This window comes from Denitrobacterium sp. (assembly GCF_056180635.1).
Window position 1 is genome coordinate 1 of record NZ_JAZZJS010000049.1, and the last position, 18,123, is coordinate 18,123.

The window sequence follows — 18,123 nt, forward strand, 5'->3', positions numbered from 1 at the left end:
CCCGTAGCTCAATGACGGGATAAAGAAAATGGAGCATCCCACGCTCGGGCGGCAGCCCCAACGTTTCACGGGAAACAATAGCCCAGCCACCAGACGAAGTGCACGGGGCGACAGAAGGACTGTCCCCCTGTCACCGTTCCCCTGTCGCCCGTTCGTTGACAACGCCGCTACGCACCCCGACAATGAAAGGAGCTCATAGGGAGAGTCGTCTTACGGGGGAGCGAGACGATATGGACGAGAGGGAGCGCAACACCGTCGCACGCTTTGGCAAGCTGTGGCCCTCACTGCCGTTCCTGGCAACGGGTCTTTCGCTTGCCTGGAACGACATCGCCTTCAGCGGCGCAGGTTGGCTTTCTGCCACCGAATCGAACGGCGCCAACATCACCCTGCTCTACCTATACTTCAACGGCGCGTTTGCCCTGGCCTGCCTAGCCGCGGCCCTTCTCCCCCATCGGTTTCGGCTGCCGCTCATCCGTCCACGCGTGGTGCGAACCGCAGGCCTGATCTCCGCCTTCGGAGCCCTGCTCATCATTCTGGCGGGGCCCTTCTATCTTGATGAGGCTTTACCCTTCAACATAGGCTGCGCGCTCATGGGCATAAGCTCCGTGGTCATCATGCTGCGCTGCGCTTCGGCGTACAGTCAGCTTGCCCCACGCCAGCTGCTGCTCTATCTAGCGCTTGCCCAGATAGCGGAGGTATTCGTCTACCAGCTGAACATGTGCGCGCCCCCAGGGCTGGCCGTGGAGGGCGGTCCTTCGCTTGCCAGCATCATCATCTGCATAGGGCTACCCCTGCTCGCGGCATTCTTCGCCACCATTCCCAGCCCCGCGGCACCCTTCACCATGCAGAAGAAGCCCCAAATGCCCGAGGCAAACGGCACGATCACGCGCGGATTCGTAGCCATTCTGGCCGTATTCTTCCTGCTAGCGTTCGTGTCTTCCATGATCAACATCAATGCCATCAGCCAGAGCAATCCCGCCGACACGCTCGCCTCCACCAACGTCACCACCCTCCTGCGCATCCCCGTGGCGCTGGCGTTCATCTACATTGCCATCAGCCCGCGGCTGGCCTCGCTCGACGTGGTGAAGGTCATCTGGGTATTCATGCTGCTTCTGGCCATGTCATTCGTGGGTCTGGCGCTGCTGAGCGCCGCCGGTGGCATCTGGCAGCAGCTGAACAACATCTGCTACACCGTGGCTGGCCTAGTGAACTGGTGCATTCTCTCGCTCGTAGTCTACCAGCGACATACTTCGGTCGTGCGCACCTTCGGCCTGGGCCAGGGCCTGTTCCTGGCTGGCTGCGTAACCGGCTGCTACTGGGGCGTGAACGTTCTGCCCAACCTACTGCAGATCATCTCCCCCGCAGAATTCTTCGGGGCAACTGCCGTAGTGGTTCTGCTGGTCGCCGTGCTCATGATGATATTCATCGACAGCAACGCGCTGTTCGCCCCAGCGTCCCAGGAAGAGGAAACGCTCGAAGAAATGATGCAGCAGCGCATCATCATGCCGCAAATCGCCACCGAAGACGATTCGGAACACCCCGCCGAACGCCGTCCGTTCCGCACCGCCATGGAAGAAATGGCGGCAGCCCATCAGCTTACCCAGCGCGAAACCGAAATCTTCATCATGCTCGCGCGCGGCCTAACGGTAAACGCCATCGCCGAGCAGCTCTGCCTTTCGCGCAACACCGTACGCACGCACGCCCATGCGGTCTACTCCAAGCTTGGCGTGCATTCCCGCGAAGAGCTCATGAAAGACGCGCACCTGCGCTACAACGCCGAAAAAACGTTCGTTTAGCCACGTCAAACCTCTCATCCAGTTTGAACTAGAAGCCCTGGGACGAGATTCCGGGGCCCTCATCCTTCAATTTCATCCGTTCCACATCTTCCTCGCCTCCTCCTTCCTGGCCATGCTTGGCCCCAAGGAGATGGGAGCATACCGCGGCGCTTAGGGCGCGCGGCAAGGAGGAGAGGAGCTTTCTCATGGACGAGGAAGTACAGGCGGAGCTATGTGAACCAACCGACGAGGAAAAGCTCGACGAACTTGAGTTCGCCGTAACGCGTCAGTCGCTTCACCGCGAAATCTGCTACAAGACGCTGGCATTCTGCCAAACGCGTCGCATACTGCGTGAGGTCGAAGAATACATCATGGGCCTGCCGCAATATGCCCAGGCCGTTCAGTCGCCCTATCACCTCACGGCGCTGCTGGCAAAGCATTACGGGCTCGAGCGCATTCTGCTGGACGAGGAAGGCAACGTGGTGACCGCAGCCGACCTGGAGGGGCTTTCCGAAGACGAGTCGGACGACCTAGTAGCCGACGAAGCCTACGAAACCACCGGGGTGGGCAGGCGCTTCGTGGCGTTGCACGACCCCCTTTCCCGCATGCGCGAACTCCTGGAAGAGGAGCCCCTGCGCGCGGCAACCTACCGCGAGCTGCTGGCCTACTGCTCAATCCAAAAACGCACCTACAACGATCTATCAGACCTGCTAGAGGGTCGCGACGTGCTCTTCATTACCCAAGACGGTTCCAGGCAGCGCATCCAGCCTAGCGTGCTCGTCGACCGCCTCAACCGCGTCGGCGCGCTCGTCTGGCAGGCCGGATGGGAAACGACGGACGAGGGACGGAGGTTTCTAGCGGAGGTGCAGTAGGCAAGGGACCCCGCAGACGGGGGAGGAGAAAGCAAGTGAGAGAAAGGGAAGGTAGGAGAATATGGCGTTGAAAACGAACATGTCGCGCCGAGCATTCACGAAGATGTCAATGCTCGCAGGCGCGGCGGCATCGCTGGGCATTTCGATGAGCGGATCGCTCGTCGAAACGGACACCGCCGAAGCTGCCACCACGACGGAAACCAAGAAGGTCCGTACGTCGTGCCATGGCTGCATCCAAATGTGTCCGGCAATCGCCTACATCGAAAACGGCGTGGTCGTACGCCTGGAAGGCGACCCCGAAGCGCCGGTAAGCCGCGGCTCATTGTGCATCAAGGGACTCAACCAGCTGCATACCATGTACAGCCCGCGCCGCGTGCTGCACCCACTGAAGCGAGCGGGAGAACGTGGCGAAAACAAGTGGGAAGTCATTTCCTGGGACGAAGCCATCGAGCTAGCCGCCACGAAGATCAAGGAAGCCATCGACGAATACGGCAACTACTCCTTCTTCTCTTCGGTAGGCGGTGGCGGATCCTATTCGTTCATGGAAGCCATGACGCTCCCCATGGCCATGGGCTCGCCCACGGTATTCGAGCCAGGCTGCGCGCAGTGCTACCTGCCGCGCTGGAGCATGTCGAAGCTGTTCTACGGTGGCGACGACCAGTCCATCGCCGACAACGCGGTGCAGGAGATCTTCCGCCCCGAGGAAGACAACAAGGCGGAAGTCGTGGTTATCTGGGCAGCTCAGCCCTCGGTATCGGAAACGGCCGAATCGGGCCGCGGCATGGCCGAAATTCGCAGCATGGGCGTGAAGACCATCGTGGTCGACCCGAACTTCTCGCCCGATGCCGCAAAAGCCGATGTATGGCTGCCCGTGCGCCCCGCCACCGATACGGGCGTCATCCTTTCGTGGTTCCGCTACATCTTCGAGAACAAGCTCTATAACGAGCAGTTCACGAAATACTGGACGAACATGCCGTTCCTCATCGACCCCGACACGAAACTGCCGGTTATCGCGAGCGAGCTGTTCCCCGATTACGTTTCGCCCACGCCCGATAACACGCCGGCGTACGTGTGCTACGACCTGAAGACGAACAGCGTGCAGCCCTTCGCCTACAGCAAGCCCGAAGACTCCACCGTAGACCCCGAAATCTTCTGGACGGGCACGTACAACGGCAAGACATACAAGACCGCAGGCCAGATTTACAAGGAAGAGGCCGAACCCTGGACGCTGGAGCATTGCGAGGAAGTATGCTGGGTTCCCGCCGACAAGAACGAGCAGGCCATCCGCCTGTACACGCACGCCGATGACGGCAACCGCGCTCCCTGCAAGGGCGGCGACGGCGTGGCCGGCATCTGCAACGGCGTGGCAGCCGACATGACCGAATCGGCCTCGCAGGTACCCATCGGCCTCATGGGCCTGGATTCCATCATGGGCTACATCAACAAGCCCGGCGTCTCCATGACCCAGAAGGGCGGCGGTTATTTCACCGCCACTCCTACGGGCGAAAAGGTAATCGAGCGCCCCGTTACCTACAACAACGGATTCGGCGGCATGTTCTCTGACATGTACGGCGTTGGCGCAGTCATCGGCATGTCGGAAGCCGAAAACAAGGAGCGCATCGAAAAGCTGGGCGCCGCAATGCCCGACTCGCAGCGCATCCTGAACAAGCTGCTGCAGGACCGCCTGGGCATGAAAGACCACAAGGGCCTGTACGCCTGGTGCCACAGCCACATCCCCACGGTGCGCCAGGCCATCGCCACCGGCGAGCCGTACAAGCCGCGCGTGTGGTTCGACATGTCGGGTAACAAGCTGGCCATGCTGGGCAACGCGAAGAGCTGGTACGAGGTGTTCCCCGAAGTGGACTTCATCATCGGCCAGTATCCGATGCTCACGTCGTTCCACGTGGAAGCCGCCGACCTGGTGTTCCCGCTGCGCGAGTGGCTGGAAGAGCCCATGGTGAACATGACCCAGCTGAACACCCAGTGGCTGCAGAACGAATGCACCCACATCGGCGAAACAGTGAGCCATTCCATTCCCGCCGGACAGGTAGTGAACCGCGTGCGCGAGATGTACGGCGGACACATTCCCAACGGCCTGGAACTGGGCGGCGGCAAGGTGACTGCGTACATGGGTAGCGCCACGGAACAGGAAGTGAAGGAGAGCACGGCCGAAACGCTGATGGCCCCCAGTTGGGACGCCCTGCAGGCGGACATCGACAAATACGTCCCCTGCGTTACGCCGAAAGACCAGTACTTCCAGTACTACCAGCATGAGATGACGGCAACCGACGGCCTGCCCGCCGGGTTTGGCACCGAATCGCGCAAGGTGGAAACCTACACGCAGATCGTGCTGAAGATGGCCCGCAACGGCTACCCGTTCTGCTACCCCAACCCGCAGGAAGCCTGCGACGACTACAGCCCCATCTGCACGTTCATCGAACCCTGCGAAAGCCCCTACAGCGATGCGCAGCAGCAGATCGGCGACCGCGACCAGTATCCGTTCATCCTCACTTCGGGCCGCGTTCCCTACTTCCATCACGGCACCATGCGCCACGCGCCGTTCTCGCGCGAGCTGTACCCCGCACCCGACGTGCGCATTAATACGCGCGACGCCGAAGCGCTGGGCATCAAGCACATGGACTGGGTGAAGGTAACCAGCCGTCGCGGAGAGATTCACGGACGCGCCTACCTTACCGAAGGCGTAGCGCCCGGCGTGGTATGGATGGAGCGCTTCTGGAATCCGGAATGCTTCGATGATTCCATCCCCGAAGCCAAGCGCACTGCCGGCTGGCGCGAATGCAACGTGAACGTGCTCACCAAGAACACCGCCCCCTTCAACGAAGTGTATGGCTCGTATACCAACCGCGGCTTCACGGTGAAGGTCGAGAAGAGCACTAAGCCCGACCTCATCTGGGTCGAGCCCAAGGAGTTCGAGCCGTTCATGCCCACCCTGCACAACGAGCCCAGGACGGAGGATGTATTCTAATGAGGAATTGTCTTGTCTTAGACCTCGACCGCTGCAGCGGCTGCGATTCCTGCATTGCCGCATGCAAGTTCGAGAACGGAATCGGCCTCGGCAGCTACTGGAACCGCGTCGTGGCTGTTGGCCCCACGGGAACGCATCCCGACATCGAAATGTACTGGCTACCCGTGCAGTGCCAGCAGTGCGAAAACCCTCAGTGCGTGAAGGTCTGCCCCACTGGTGCCAGCTATCGCGACCCCGACACGGGCATCGTGCTCATCGACAAGTCGAAGTGCATCGGCTGCCGTTATTGCATGATGGCCTGCCCCTATGGCGTACGCAGCTACAACGAAACGGAACGCGTAGTGGAAAAGTGCACCCTGTGCAGCCACCGCACGGCCGAAGGGCTTGAGCCCGCATGCGTGCACAACTGCTGCACGGGCGCGCGTATCTACGGCGACCTGGACGACCCCTCAAGCGACGCGGCAAAGGCCGTGGCAGCAGCGGGTGCCGCCAACTGCCACCACCTGCCCGACCCGAAGGATTCCGGACCCAGCTCGGTGTACATTCTCAGTTCGAAAACGGCTAGCTGGAAGGAGCTGATCTAGATGGAAATCCAATGGCCTCTGCTCTTGTTCAGCCTCATCGCGGGCTGCGGGGGCGCCACGTTCGCCTTCGTGGGCCTTTCCGAGCTTCTGGGCGCCGCTGAAAAAGCGCGCTTCAAGGCTACCATCGCGGCCATCGCCCTCATGATCGCGGGCGGCTTATGCTCTGTTGCCCACCTGGGCCAACCCTCGAACATCATGGCGGCCGCGCAGAACCTGTTCTCGTTCTCGGGCATTTCGATGGAGATCTTCGCACTCGGCCTAGCCGTTATCGTGGCGCTTATCTACCTGATTGCCATCCGCGGCGGCAACTTCGGCGGCGCTTCCAAGGCGCTGGGAGTATGCGGCATCGTGGTCGGCCTGCTGTTGGGCTTCGTTACCGGCAACGGCTACGTGATGCAGGCCCAGCCAGCATGGAACACCATCGCGCTCCCGCTGGCCTACCTGGGCACCGACCTGCCCATGGGCGCATTCACGTTCCTGGCCATCGCCTCACTTTCCGGCGTGGACGGCGAGGAGCTGAAGAAGTTCGACACGGCGGCTATCGTGTGCGCCGTAGCGGCTCCGGTGCTGTGCCTGATATACGGGTTCATGGTGCAATTCGCCCTCGACCCCGTGCTGTTCTGGGGCGGAACCATCGTCGTCGGCGCGCTCACCTGCCTGTTCGCATGGAAACGCGGCACGAACGCCAACATGGTGTACGGCGGGCTTGCGTGCGCCATCGCATGCGGCGTCTGCCTCCGCGCAGTGATGTGGCTTGCCGGAAGCGGGTTCTTCGACCTGTTCTCAACCGCAGCCGCGCATAGCGTGCTGGGCATTTAGCAACCTGGGGTGGGGCGGGCTGCCTGCCCCACCCCTTCGAGAAGGAGGAACCGTCGATGATCCTCGAAGAGGAAATGGACGCAACACGCGAGCGCGAGCAGGTCAGGCAAGACGAGCTGGCCATGATTGCGGCGCTTGACACGCGCGCCGAATTCTACGAACTGCTGGCGAGCCTCTACTTCGCGCCACTCAAGCAGGAGCAGATCGACAACCTTGCCCAGGCGGACCTTTCCGGTTGGGCCGAACTGAACGAGCTCTTCGCCGAGGGCGCCAATGACATTGCCCGCTACCTGCGTAAACGCAACACGGGAACGCGCCAGGAACTTGCCGTCGACTTTACGGGCGCTTTCGCTGGCACCTCTACCTACAAAGGCAAAACCGCCGTGCCCTACAAATCGGTGTTCACGAGCGCCACGGGGCTGCTCATGCAGGAAGGCTATCGCGACGTCGTCCACGCCATGCGCGCGGAATCGGTCACGAAGCGCGCCGGGCTGGACTGGCCCGATGACCATCTATCGTTCCTGTTCGAATTCATGGCGCTGGAAAGCCGCCGCACGCGCGACGCGCTGCTGGATGGCCGTCTGGAACTGGCGTTGCATTACCTGAACGCCTCGGGCGATTTCCTGGACGCTCAGATTGCCTCATGGTTCGGCATGTTCCGCGACCAGGCACTGCTCCTGCTTCACACCCGCTTCTACCGCGGCGTACTGAAAATCACCCAGGGGTTCATAGAGCTCGACGAGCAGTCGCTGTTCGAAATGATCGATGTGGTGGAAAGCGCCGCTCCGAGCGACTTCGAGAGCCTGACCGAGGGCCAGGAGCCCCGCGATGAGCAGTGAGGACGCCACCCCGAATGCAGAACCCGACGACCGTAGCCCGGGCCTGAGCAGGCGCGCCTTCATGGTGGGCGCGGCCGGTGCCGCGGCCATGATCGCCGTGGGTGGCGGGGTGAAGGCGTTCGCTGGGGAAAACGACTTCGTATTCCCGCCCGGCGGGCAAACGAGCCAGCTTGTAGGCTCGTGCATACGCTGCGATCGCTGCCGTTCCGCTTGTCCGCAGAACGCCATCAGCTTGGGGCATCTGGAAAACGGCCTGCTGAGCGTCCGCCTACCCATCATGAAATACAGCCTGGGCTGGTGCGATTTTTGCGACGGCGAAGATGGCTTCCGCTGCGTAAAGTCATGTCCCACCGGAGCGCTTATTCCAGGATTCGATCCGCACGCTAACAAGATGGGCATTGCGGCATTCGACTACGACGAGTGCCTGCTCTTCCGCTCGGGTTCCCGCTCGTGCTCGAAGGAATGCCGGGGCGCCTGCGCCTACGATGCCATCAAAGACACGCCCGATGGCGGCCTGGAAATAATCGCCGACCTATGCAACGGCTGCGGGGCCTGCGAATACGAATGCCCCTCGGCTAAGTACACCGCCTACGACGGATCGAATCGGCGCGGCGTGAACGTAGAGGTATGGAAGGGGTGAGCACCATGGCCAACGAAACCGCAACCAAGGACAAACCCCGCGCCGAGCAACGCGGAAAGTCGGCGCGCGTGCGCGCCACGGTAGCCATTCTGGCGTTCGTGGCCATGGGCGTGGGCCTAGCCATACACAGCGGCACCGGAACCATTTCATCATTCGGCTGGGACTATATCGCCACCGTCTGCCCGCTGGGCGCGCTCGAGTCCATCTTCGGCTCGTGGGCGTTCGTGCCGCGGCTGGTAATTGCGCTTATCGCCATGCTCGCCGTGGTATGGGTCGCAGGCAAGGGCTTCTGTGGCTGGATTTGCCCCATCCCCTACGTGGGCAAACTGTTCCGCACCAAGAAGAGCTCCGCACGCGAAGCAAACGAGCGCCATGAGGCGGCGAGGCTTTCCTACGAACGCTGGAAGAACAACGACGCTCCGCAGCGGAAGAAGCTCAACCTCGATTCGCGCCATGGCGTGCTCCTGGGGGCCCTGGCCTCTACGGCCGTCTTCGGCTTCCCCGTGTTCTGCCTGGTGTGCCCCGTGGGCCTGAGCGTCGCAACATTCGTGCTGTTCTGGCGCATGGTGCAATACAACGAAGTCACGTTCTGCCTGCTGCTCTTCCCCGCCATCATCATCTTGGAGGTGGTGGTGCTGGGCAAGTGGTGCGGCAGGTTCTGCCCGCTGGGCGCGCTGTTTTCGCTCATCGGCTCCACGAACCGCACGTTCAAGCCCACGGTGGACCACGATGCGTGCCTGCGCAACACGAAGGGCGAGGCATGCAAGGCCTGCGCTTCTGCCTGCCCTGAGCACATCGACCCCTTCTCCGATATGGGCGAACGACCGATGACCGAATGCGTCAAATGCCGCAGCTGCGCCGACGCTTGCCCCGCGAGCGCCATCACGCTGCCGTTCCTGCCCGCTAAACGCGCGAGCAGCGAAAACCCGGCATCCCCCACGCCGGAGATGCCATCCTAACGCGAACCTTCCGGGGCGCCCGTCCCCTCTCCCTCCGCGGGCGCCCACCCTTTTTGTTCCGCGCAAGACCACGCATGTAAAAGTACAGCTATGCACCCCCTCCAAGCCGCTCCTTACCTTCGAAAACGGCTGGAGCCCACGACCGCAACCCACCCTAGAGCGACATGCCCACTGTGAGATGCGAGAGGTAGAAGGCGAAACGCATGATGAACAATCCGCCGAGCGCGAGTGCGCAAGCGCCAAACACGCGCCACGAAAGCGTGCGCGCGGTCGCCGCGGAGCCGAAGTGCGTGAAAACCTGGGCCCCGGCAATGGCGGAAGCGGCAGCCAGCAACGCACCCGCGGCGGCAAGCATAGCACCGTATCGGGGAACGAGCTCGGTTGCCTGATACAGCTCGTTGCCTACATGAGGAAGAGCGCTCCACACGAATGCATACACAGCCATAAGCCCCATCGCGCAGGCAAAAGAAACGCCCACGAGCACACGGCAGAGCATGTCTTCCTTACGGCAGAATTCCGCATGCAGGAAGCAGCCAAGAGCCAGCAACGGTCCAACAACGAAGCCGCCCAGGATGATGCTCGCGGGCGTAGTGGGCGTAGCCCATGTTTCGATAGTGCTCACGTTGTAGGCGAAACCGCACGCGCTAATGAACAAGGCACCCGTTGCCGCCGTTATCAGGGCGAGTGCCTTACGTAGGACGGGATGCTCGCGTTCGGCGAACGTGATCATCCAGGAAAGCGCTGCCGAAAGCAGGAGCACGGCCGCCGATGCCACCTCATTCGAAAGCGGGCTCGCCCCCACGCGCGACACCACGTAAAGCGCGTTCGAGGGGTTCCCCAGATGCGTGGCGGAAGCCACAAGCCCCACCATGCACAGCACAAGGGGGACGCCAAGCGTCTTCCCCAAGCGATACGCACGCTGATGCTCCAGCCCGCCAAAGGCCAATGCCAACACCATGATGATGAATGCGATGGCGGAAGCGGGGGCCAGCGCCGTGAAAAACACGAGGCTGACTTCGCCCGAGGCGTTTGCGAAAGCTATGTCGGCGCCGCTCTGAAACATCTCGGCTACCGATAGAAGCGCGGGATGACGGGATGCAGGCCCAGTTCGCCCTGCATTGCATCCAGCGTAACAGCCGTAAGACGCGCAAGCGCGCGATAGGCGGGATGCTTCGCCGCCTCTTCCATGATGCCCAGGAAATGCCCCGACCAGGTAAGCAGATGCAGCTCCAGATATTCAGCCGTAAGCTCGGGTTTATTCTGGGCAATCCACGCAGCAAGCTGCAGCATGAGCCCAATATGGTCCTCGGGTTCCTTGTCGCGGCGGGCCTCGCTATCGATGCCGTGCTCGCCCATCCAATCGCGCAGGTCCAGGCACGTACGCCCGAAAATCACGCACTCACGGTCGGTGTAGACCGAACCCCACGGCGGCGCGGCCTTGCGAGCGGGGCCTACGAACAGCGTGCGGAAATCGTCGGAAAGCGCCTGACGCGCGTCTTCGGCGGGCCAGGTGGCAAGCGCTTCGGACAGCGCCTGCAGGGGTTCGCTCGCCGACACGCCGGCAAAGGGCCACTGACTCGCAGCGGCTTCAGGATCGAGCTGCGCCAACGCGTCAAACAGGGCGTCGGCGCTTCCCAGGGCCGGGTCTTCGCGAAAAAGCGTGCCCAGCGTGCTTCCCACGAATGCGATGCCCTCAAGCTGCTCGGGGGCAAGCAAACGGGTTTCTTCGGTCATGGCACATCCTTTCAAGCAATTCATGCGCTCCATGGTAGCGCATGGCGAAACGAAGAAGCCGGGCGCCCAGGCCCCACGGCCCGAACACCCGGCTTTCACAGAAAACGGTTACAGCGTAAAGCCCACGGAAAGCTGCACGGCGTAGAAGGCCACGCGGGCGGCAAAGACGCCCACAAGGCTCAGCGTGCATGCTGCTACAGCGGCACCCATGGCCACCTTACGCAGTGCTACGAAGGCAGTGACTGCGGCTCCCAACGCCATGCACGCCAGGCCGCCCGCGGCATAGGGAAGCGCCGTCGAGACCAGGCTTCCACCCTGCACGATGGAATTCGAGAGCCCGTCGGTAACGCCCAACTGCACGCCCAAACCCACGATGGCCAACACGGCACCCGCCAGCGCCATAATCGACAGAGGCATGCGCAGAGCTTGCAAGCGATCGACGCTCAGGACGCGCGCGGCGCCCAGCACGACCACACCCAGAGCCGCGCCGCCAGCCAGCAGATAGCCCACCATGGCAACGGGCGAAACGACCTGGTTCCACGAGGGAATGGTGGGAATCATGTAGGCCAGGCCCATGAACACGGCAAAAACCACGGCAAGCAAGGCAAGCACGGTCGCGAACGCCGCGCGAGCGCCCCGTGCAAGCTTGCCGGCAAGGGCAAGCGCCACGTACACGATGGACGCAAGGAAAAACACGACGCCCACGACTACCTCATTGGTGAGCGGAGAGGAGCCCAAGCCCAGGATGGCGAAGGGCGCATGCAGCGGATTGGCCAAATGCGCGGTCGCGCACAGGAATGCCACCAGCACCACACCTAGGGGAACGAGCGTCATCTTGTCGATGCGCGCCAACTCCTCATCGGAAAACTCCGCCACGCGGAAGGCAATCGCCAGCACGGCGAAGGCAGCAGCGCCCAGCGGCGCCAACGTGGTAAACAGCGTAAGGGGAAGTTCGGAAAACAACGATTCCACGTTAGATCACCTCGAGTTCGTTGACGATGGAGCCCAGGCCCGATTCAGCCGGGCAGGCATGCTTGCTGGGCTTGATGAACAGGTTAGGTTGCGTACGCTCCACCTTCGGAAGCGGCGCTATGTTGCCGCGCTCGCCCAGAGCTTCCATTTCGTCTACGGGACCAAACTGCAGAGCGCGCATGGGGCACGCCTCCACGCAAATGGGCTGCTGACCGGCGCTTACGCGGCTGGCGCAGCCATCGCACTTCACGCTGTGGCCCTTCAAGCGGTCTACCTTCGGCGCATTGTAGGGGCAAGCCATATGGCAGTATCCGCAACCGATGCATTTATCGGTATCCACGGAAACCAGCCCGGTATCGCCATCCTTGTGCATAGCACCCGTCGGGCACACCTTGGTACATGCCGGGTCGTCGCAGTGATTGCATGCCACGGAAACGTAGTAGGTGAACACGTCGGGAATGTCGAAGCCATTCTCGTCGGTGCTCCAGCTGCCGCCGCCGTACTCGCAGATGCGACGGTACGCGTAGTCGGCGGGCAGGTCGTTATAGTCTTTGCAGGCAAGTTCACAGGTCTTGCAGCCCGTGCAACGCTTACCGTCGAAGAAGAATGCGTATTGCGTCATGGCTGCCTCCCTACGCCTTTGCGATTTCAACGAGAATGGTGTGCGACGGGTTTGCCTTGGCAAGCGGGCTGGGATGACCGCTCACGAGCGTATTGATGCACCCGCCTTCATCGGTGCCGTCGGCCCCGCCCTTGTACCAGGCGCCCTGACCAGCGGCCACCACGCCGGGCATCACGCGCGGAGTGACGCGTGCTTCCATATGGGTCGTGCCCTGCGCATTGGTGATCTTCACGCGGTCACCCGTCTGGATGCCGCGAGATTCCGCGTCGACGGGGTTGATCCACACCTGCTGGCGGTTGGCCTGCTGCAACACGTCGATGGGCGCGTAGCAAGAATGCGTACGACCCTTGAAGTGATAGCCGGTCATCTGCAGCGGCGTGGCCCCGTTGGCATTTAGGTAGCCGCCGTTTTCGGGAGCGTACACGGGAAGCGGGTCGATGATATCGGCCTCGTCGAGCTCCCACGTGCCGGCGATTTCGGCAAGCTCTTCGGAATAGATCTCAATCTTGCCCGAAGGGGTCTTCAGCGGATTGGCGATGGGGTCTTCGCGGAAGTCCCTGAAGGCCACGGAATGTCCGTCGGGGTCGGCCTTCTTCACGATGTGGCTCTTCCACGCCTCGGCAAACGGGGGCAGCGGGCTACCATCCTCGATCATCGAGTTGTAGATGATTTCGAGCCATTCCATTTCGTCATGGCCTTCGGTGAAGGCTTCCTTGCAACCCATCTTCTCGGCGATGTCGGTAAGCACGGAATACAGCGTGCGGCGCTCGAACTTCGGCTCGGTAGCAGCTTCGCCCAGAATGACATAGCCCATGTTGCCAGCATAGTCGTTGGAGTTGTACGTGGGCTGTTCCTGCGGCATGGCGTCGGGCAGCAGGATGTCGGCGTACTTGGCGCTGTCGGTCATGAAGGTTTCCCACACCACGATGAACTCGCACTTGGAGTCGTCCTTCAGAATCTCGTGAGCGCGGTCGATTTCGCCATGCTGGTTAGTCAGGCAATTGCCAGCGTAGTTCCACATGAACTTGATGGGCACTTCCAGCCTGTCCTTGCCCTTCACGCCGTCTGCCAGAGCGGTGAGCTCGGTGGGATGGTCGATGGCATTCAGCCAATTGAACGTGCTGATGGACGTTTCCACCGGGTTGTCCTCCATGGGAACGCTGGCCCAGGCCAGGTAGTAGCCATCGTGGTCGCTGCCGGTGTTGCCGCCGTTGATGCCCACATTGCCCGTGAGGATGGGCAGCATGCAGATGGCTCGGGCGGTCTGCTCGCCGTTGCTGCGACGCTGCGGGCCCTTACCCTGGTAGATGGCGCAGGGCTTGGCCGTGCCGATTTCGCGCGCCAGGCGCTCGATGGTTTCCTGCGGAATGCGCGTAATCTGGCTGGCCCAGGCAGGAGTCTTCGCCGTTTTGTCGGCGCCGTTGCCCAAGATGTAGTCCTTGTACGAGGCGTTCTTGCCCTTCGCGCTTTCGGGCATGGTGCTTTCGTCGTAGCCGATGCAGTATTTGGCCAGGAACTCCTCGTCCACCAGGTTTTCAGTGATAAGCACATAGGCCAGGGCATCCACCAGAGCGGCATCGGTGCCGGGGCGAATGGGGATCCACTCATCAGCGCGCGTGGCGGCAGAATCGCTGTAACGCGGGTCGATGACGATCACCTTCGCGTTGCCTCGCTCCAGCGCCTCCATGAGGTGATAGCCCGCGCCGCCACCCGACATGCGGTTTTCGGCGGCGTTTTCGCCGAAGAGCACTACGAGTTCCGCGTTCACGATATCGGAATTGGAATTCGCAGCACGCTTGCCGTACAGGTACGGCAATGCCTTGGCAATCTGCGCGGAGCTATACGTGCCGTAGCGGTTCAGGTAGCCGCCGTTCAACACGCACAGGCGCGGAATGAAATCGGCGATATTGCACGCCTGCACGCCCGTGCCATAGGGAATGAAGATAGACTCGGGGCCGTATTCGCTCAGGATGCGCTTGTACTCGCTTGCAATGGTTTCGATGGCCTCGTCCCAGCTGATGCGCTCGAACTGACCGCTGCCGCGTTCTCCCACGCGCTTCATGGGGTACTGCAGACGGTCGGGGCTATTCAGCCAGCGGCGAATGGAGCGGCCACGCTGGCACGCGCGAATCTGATGATTGCCGAATTCGTCGTTGCCCGTGTTATCGGTTTCCACCCAGTAGACTTCGTTGTCTTTCACGTGCAGGCGAAGGGCGCAGCGACCCTCGCAGTTCGTGGAGCATGCCGACCAGCAAACGGTGTCCTGGTCATGTTCCGCCGCGTGCGCTTCGGTCGCGCCAAACGGATTCTGATTGGCGAGTGCGCTTCCCCCCGCCGCGGCAAGCGCCGCAAGCGCGCCCGTGGATTTCACGAACGAGCGACGGCTCATGCTTGTCTCTGTCATCGGTCCTCCTTCTACGTCTTCGATTCCAAAAGACGGTCGAAGAATAATGCGGTGCGCATGTGCCTCTGTCACATATAGTATGTGAATCTGCTGCTCAGCGGCCTGTATGTGACATTCACCCACTCGGCTGCGTTGATTTTTCCCACCATGCAGGATAGGCTACAGAGCATCGTCTGCACGGGAGGGGGATTATGCGCGAAGTAATTGCGGGGCTCGTGCGCCCCACGCTACCCGCAATGGGATATGCGCTTTTCCTAGCGGTGAACGCCGCAGGCGTATGGGGCGGCGTATTCCCGTTTCTGCCGCTCGACTTCCAGACCTACGACTTGCTGTTGTGGTTCTATCTGGCTCAAGCCGGCACGCTCTTCATCACGTTCTTCGCGGGCGCGCGCCTTTCCTTCACCGGGAACGGCTTTCTGAAGAAGGCACCGGTGCTGAAAGCAGCGCTTCCCTACTTCCTGGGATGGTGCGGGCTCATTGCGGCCATCTACGTGCATGACCGCACGGTTGAGCTCACCGTAGCCGGCGGTGCCCTGCTAGGCCTGGGAAGCGGTGCTTTCTACCTGCAGTGGCAGCGCTACTTCGCCGCCACTGACGAAGAGGTGGGCGAACGCAATATGCTCACCGGTGGCATGTACGCCGCGGCAATCTATTTCGCGCTCTACCTTATCCCACGGGCGATTACGGCACTGCTTATCCCCACGGTGTTCCTGCCGCTGTTCAGCATGGCCCTTATGCTGGCGAATCGCACCATCGATCTGAATCAGCCCATGTTCCAAGACGGCCCACGGCAAAACCGGCGCGTGTACCGCCGTGCATTCGCCAGCATGTGGCGCAGCGCCCTTTGCCTGGGAGGCTTCGCACTCTGCACGGGCCTCATCCGCGCCACGGCCATAGAGTCGCCCACCATAGGCTCGCTCGTGAACATCCTCTCAATGGCCGGCCTATTCGTGGCTGGTCTAGCCGTGCTAGCCCTGTGGCAGCTGAAGGGCCTGCGGCTGAACATCGTAAAGCTCTACCAGTTCACCTATCCCGTGGTTGCTACGGCGTTCCTGGTGCTGCCCGCCACGCGCTTGGGATACGTACGCTGGCTGGCGGCAGCCGTGTACGCGCTGTACAGCATAGGCCTGCTGCTCATGATGCTGCAGTGCGCACAGACCTCGCGCGCACGCGGCGTGGAGCCCCTGTTCGCCTACGGCATGTTCGGCGGCATCGTATACGGCATGCACGACATGGGCTTCATCGCGGGCAGCATCGGACATCAATTAACCAACCAGCTCGTCACGCAAAACACGCTCGTCTCCCTTGCATCCGTCTACCTGCTGGGCATTCTGTTCTTCGCGGTCACCGTAAACTTCCGCGGCACAGCACCGCGCCTGTTGCAAGGAGATTCCATCGAACTGGTAAGCACTCATCCCAATGCCGTTCCCCCACGGCCCAAAACGGTGGCGCGCGTAGCCGATGGCGAACGCTTCCACCACGACCGCGTGGCCAAGCAGGTCTATCTACTGCAAACCGAATTCCGCTTAAGCGAGCGCGAGGCTGAAGTGGTCGATTTGGTAGTGCGCGGCAACACGGTGGCGCGCATCGCCGAGCTACTCACCGTTTCCGAAAACACCGTACGCACCCACATGAAGCGCATCTACACCAAGCTTTCCGTGCACCGCAAGCAAGAGCTAATCGAACTCGTGGAACGCTACGATCCCTCACCCGCGCTATAACGTACGAGCGACGCCGCGAAACCACGACGCGAGTCGCACGCAATGCACCCCTGCAGGCAACAAAAAAAGCCTGACCTTACCAGGTCAGGCATTACATTTGGTCGCGGGGGCTGGATTTGAACCAACGACCTATTTCAGTTACACACCAGTTACAAGAAAACCCCTGGCAAAAGGACATTTACGAGAAATACAGGCGAAAACGTGAGCTTTTCTCGCGCGCGTAGGAGCCTACCCCTCTCCCAACGCGTTGTAGGCCGGGCGGAGCGCGCGATACAAGTTGGCGAAAACGGCTGATTTGGTTACAAACGGCGATTGAACTGCGGAAACGTTGTAACTGGCGTGTAACTGATCTAGTTGCAAGGGGGTTAGGACGCTTTTGTCCTATAAGCCCCCGATTGCTCAAAATCGCCGTTTTCGATCCCCCCTCGCAGTGTTTGTATAAATCTTTGGAAACAGCCACTCGAGGGCCATATCTACAAGCACGCGTTTGCAGGTGCACTGCCATGCGGAGAGAGCACGAAGCGACTGGAAAATGCAACTACAACTCAGTGATTTCCGTTCGGAATTCGAAAAAGACGAGAAGCCTTCATCAGGATCGAATACCGCTATCCCAAGAAGAAGTCTGCCGCGCGCACTATGCGAATCCCGTCGACGTCGGGAGGGTAGCTCCCCTGGCGCACGACGACCCACTTCGGGTGGTTATCGGCGATGGAGCGCAGGGGGGGCAAGCTCCCGCTCGCGTGTCGCCTCGTCTGTCATAGAGTCGGTCACCTGGACGTAGAGCACCTCGCCCTCGCGAAGACAGACGAAGTCGACCTCCTTCTGGTAGAGCTTGCCGACATGAACGGACCACCCGTCGTGCAACAGCTGCAGGTACACGGCGTTCTCGAAGACGCGCCCGACGTCCGATTCGCGATAGCCCATCAGGTACGAGCGCAAGCCCGTATCGACGATGTACTGCTTGGGCAGCGTGCGCAGCGGCGCACGCCCGTGACGACCTTGACGAGGTCGGTATCGCGGAACATGAGCGCGCGTTCCAAATACGCAGGACGTTGGATCAGCTTTGTTGCTATAGACCCTCCGTTCCGAAAATACTAATCTGTTTTGACTTTTCGGAATTGCAGCATAAGTAAGTGCAGCACACCGCTTACCCAGGAACCGGATTCGAACCGACGGTCCAGGGGCTCGCTAAAGCT

The 18,123-nt window shown here is 61.3% G+C and carries 15 protein-coding genes; 9 read left to right on the forward strand and 6 right to left on the reverse strand.

Features of this window, described 5'->3' with window-relative positions:
- Positions 1–230: 230 nt before the first annotated feature.
- From AC04P6_RS04530 to AC04P6_RS04565, 8 genes are all read left to right on the forward strand, one after another.
- Positions 231–1,796, forward strand: a complete 1,566-nt coding sequence (locus AC04P6_RS04530; RefSeq protein ID WP_475565412.1) for a helix-turn-helix domain-containing protein — start codon at positions 231–233, stop codon at positions 1,794–1,796.
- Between the two features lie 185 nt (positions 1,797–1,981).
- Positions 1,982–2,647 (forward strand): hypothetical protein, encoded by a 666-nt coding sequence (locus AC04P6_RS04535; protein WP_475565413.1) that lies wholly within the window; start codon positions 1,982–1,984, stop codon positions 2,645–2,647.
- Positions 2,648–2,708: 61 nt separating this feature from the next.
- A complete protein-coding gene (locus AC04P6_RS04540) occupies positions 2,709–5,633 on the forward strand; it encodes a molybdopterin-containing oxidoreductase family protein (protein ID WP_475565414.1) in 2,925 nt (974 codons plus the stop codon).
- Positions 5,633–6,217, forward strand: coding sequence for a 4Fe-4S dicluster domain-containing protein (locus AC04P6_RS04545; RefSeq protein ID WP_475565415.1), 585 nt, complete (start codon positions 5,633–5,635; stop codon positions 6,215–6,217). The genes AC04P6_RS04540 and AC04P6_RS04545 overlap by 1 nt, the downstream gene beginning before the upstream one ends.
- On the forward strand, positions 6,218–7,036 hold the full coding sequence (locus tag AC04P6_RS04550) for a dimethyl sulfoxide reductase anchor subunit family protein (protein WP_475565416.1): 819 nt from the start codon (positions 6,218–6,220) through the stop codon (positions 7,034–7,036). It begins immediately after the preceding gene.
- Between the two features lie 56 nt (positions 7,037–7,092).
- Complete coding sequence (locus AC04P6_RS04555) at positions 7,093–7,875, forward strand: TorD/DmsD family molecular chaperone (RefSeq protein WP_475565417.1); 783 nt, start codon at positions 7,093–7,095, stop codon at positions 7,873–7,875.
- Positions 7,865–8,515: a 4Fe-4S dicluster domain-containing protein gene (locus AC04P6_RS04560; RefSeq protein WP_475565418.1), complete on the forward strand. Its 651-nt coding sequence runs from the start codon at positions 7,865–7,867 to the stop codon at positions 8,513–8,515. Before AC04P6_RS04555 ends, AC04P6_RS04560 begins: the two co-directional genes overlap by 11 nt.
- 5 nt (positions 8,516–8,520) lie before the next feature.
- Complete coding sequence (locus AC04P6_RS04565) at positions 8,521–9,474, forward strand: 4Fe-4S binding protein (RefSeq protein ID WP_475565419.1); 954 nt, start codon at positions 8,521–8,523, stop codon at positions 9,472–9,474.
- A 154-nt stretch (positions 9,475–9,628) separates the two neighbouring features.
- On the opposite strand, the gene AC04P6_RS04570 is transcribed toward AC04P6_RS04565, so the two are convergent.
- The 5 genes from AC04P6_RS04570 to AC04P6_RS04590 all read right to left on the reverse strand — a co-directional run bounded on the left by AC04P6_RS04570 (position 9,629) and on the right by AC04P6_RS04590 (position 15,206).
- Entirely contained in the window at positions 9,629–10,537 is a 909-nt protein-coding gene (locus AC04P6_RS04570; protein WP_475565420.1) for a dimethyl sulfoxide reductase anchor subunit family protein, read from the reverse strand.
- 5 nt (positions 10,538–10,542) lie between these two features.
- Complete coding sequence (gene dmsD / locus AC04P6_RS04575; protein WP_475565421.1) at positions 10,543–11,208, reverse strand: Tat proofreading chaperone DmsD; 666 nt, start codon at positions 11,206–11,208, stop codon at positions 10,543–10,545.
- Between the two features lie 108 nt (positions 11,209–11,316).
- Entirely contained in the window at positions 11,317–12,180 is an 864-nt protein-coding gene (locus tag AC04P6_RS04580; protein ID WP_475565422.1) for a dimethyl sulfoxide reductase anchor subunit family protein, read from the reverse strand.
- A gap of 1 nt (position 12,181) precedes the next feature.
- Positions 12,182–12,802, reverse strand: coding sequence for a DMSO/selenate family reductase complex B subunit (locus AC04P6_RS04585; RefSeq protein WP_475565423.1), 621 nt, complete (start codon positions 12,800–12,802; stop codon positions 12,182–12,184).
- Between the two features lie 10 nt (positions 12,803–12,812).
- Positions 12,813–15,206: a DMSO/selenate family reductase complex A subunit gene (locus tag AC04P6_RS04590; protein ID WP_475565424.1), complete on the reverse strand. Its 2,394-nt coding sequence runs from the start codon at positions 15,204–15,206 to the stop codon at positions 12,813–12,815.
- Between the two features lie 191 nt (positions 15,207–15,397).
- On the opposite strand from AC04P6_RS04590, the gene AC04P6_RS04595 reads away from it, so the two are divergent.
- Positions 15,398–16,927, forward strand: a complete 1,530-nt coding sequence (locus AC04P6_RS04595) for a helix-turn-helix domain-containing protein (RefSeq protein ID WP_475565425.1) — start codon at positions 15,398–15,400, stop codon at positions 16,925–16,927.
- A gap of 699 nt (positions 16,928–17,626) precedes the next feature.
- On the opposite strand, the gene AC04P6_RS04600 is transcribed toward AC04P6_RS04595, so the two are convergent.
- Complete coding sequence (locus AC04P6_RS04600; protein ID WP_475565446.1) at positions 17,627–18,091, reverse strand: DUF4143 domain-containing protein; 465 nt, start codon at positions 18,089–18,091, stop codon at positions 17,627–17,629.
- Positions 18,092–18,123: the final 32 nt, after the last annotated feature.

Coding starts and splice junctions, on each gene's coding strand:
- AC04P6_RS04590 (WP_475565424.1), bottom strand. CDS start 15,206: ATGACAGAGACAAGCATGAGCCGTCGCTCGTTCGTGAAATCCACGGGC.
- AC04P6_RS04585 (WP_475565423.1), bottom strand. CDS start 12,802: ATGACGCAATACGCATTCTTCTTCGACGGTAAGCGTTGCACGGGCTGC.
- AC04P6_RS04555 (WP_475565417.1), top strand. CDS start 7,093: ATGATCCTCGAAGAGGAAATGGACGCAACACGCGAGCGCGAGCAGGTC.
- AC04P6_RS04535 (WP_475565413.1), top strand. CDS start 1,982: ATGGACGAGGAAGTACAGGCGGAGCTATGTGAACCAACCGACGAGGAA.
- AC04P6_RS04545 (WP_475565415.1), top strand. CDS start 5,633: ATGAGGAATTGTCTTGTCTTAGACCTCGACCGCTGCAGCGGCTGCGAT.
- AC04P6_RS04595 (WP_475565425.1), top strand. CDS start 15,398: ATGCGCGAAGTAATTGCGGGGCTCGTGCGCCCCACGCTACCCGCAATG.
- dmsD (WP_475565421.1), bottom strand. CDS start 11,208: ATGACCGAAGAAACCCGTTTGCTTGCCCCCGAGCAGCTTGAGGGCATC.
- AC04P6_RS04540 (WP_475565414.1), top strand. CDS start 2,709: ATGGCGTTGAAAACGAACATGTCGCGCCGAGCATTCACGAAGATGTCA.
- AC04P6_RS04550 (WP_475565416.1), top strand. CDS start 6,218: ATGGAAATCCAATGGCCTCTGCTCTTGTTCAGCCTCATCGCGGGCTGC.
- AC04P6_RS04570 (WP_475565420.1), bottom strand. CDS start 10,537: ATGTTTCAGAGCGGCGCCGACATAGCTTTCGCAAACGCCTCGGGCGAA.
- AC04P6_RS04565 (WP_475565419.1), top strand. CDS start 8,521: ATGGCCAACGAAACCGCAACCAAGGACAAACCCCGCGCCGAGCAACGC.
- AC04P6_RS04530 (WP_475565412.1), top strand. CDS start 231: ATGGACGAGAGGGAGCGCAACACCGTCGCACGCTTTGGCAAGCTGTGG.
- AC04P6_RS04560 (WP_475565418.1), top strand. CDS start 7,865: ATGAGCAGTGAGGACGCCACCCCGAATGCAGAACCCGACGACCGTAGC.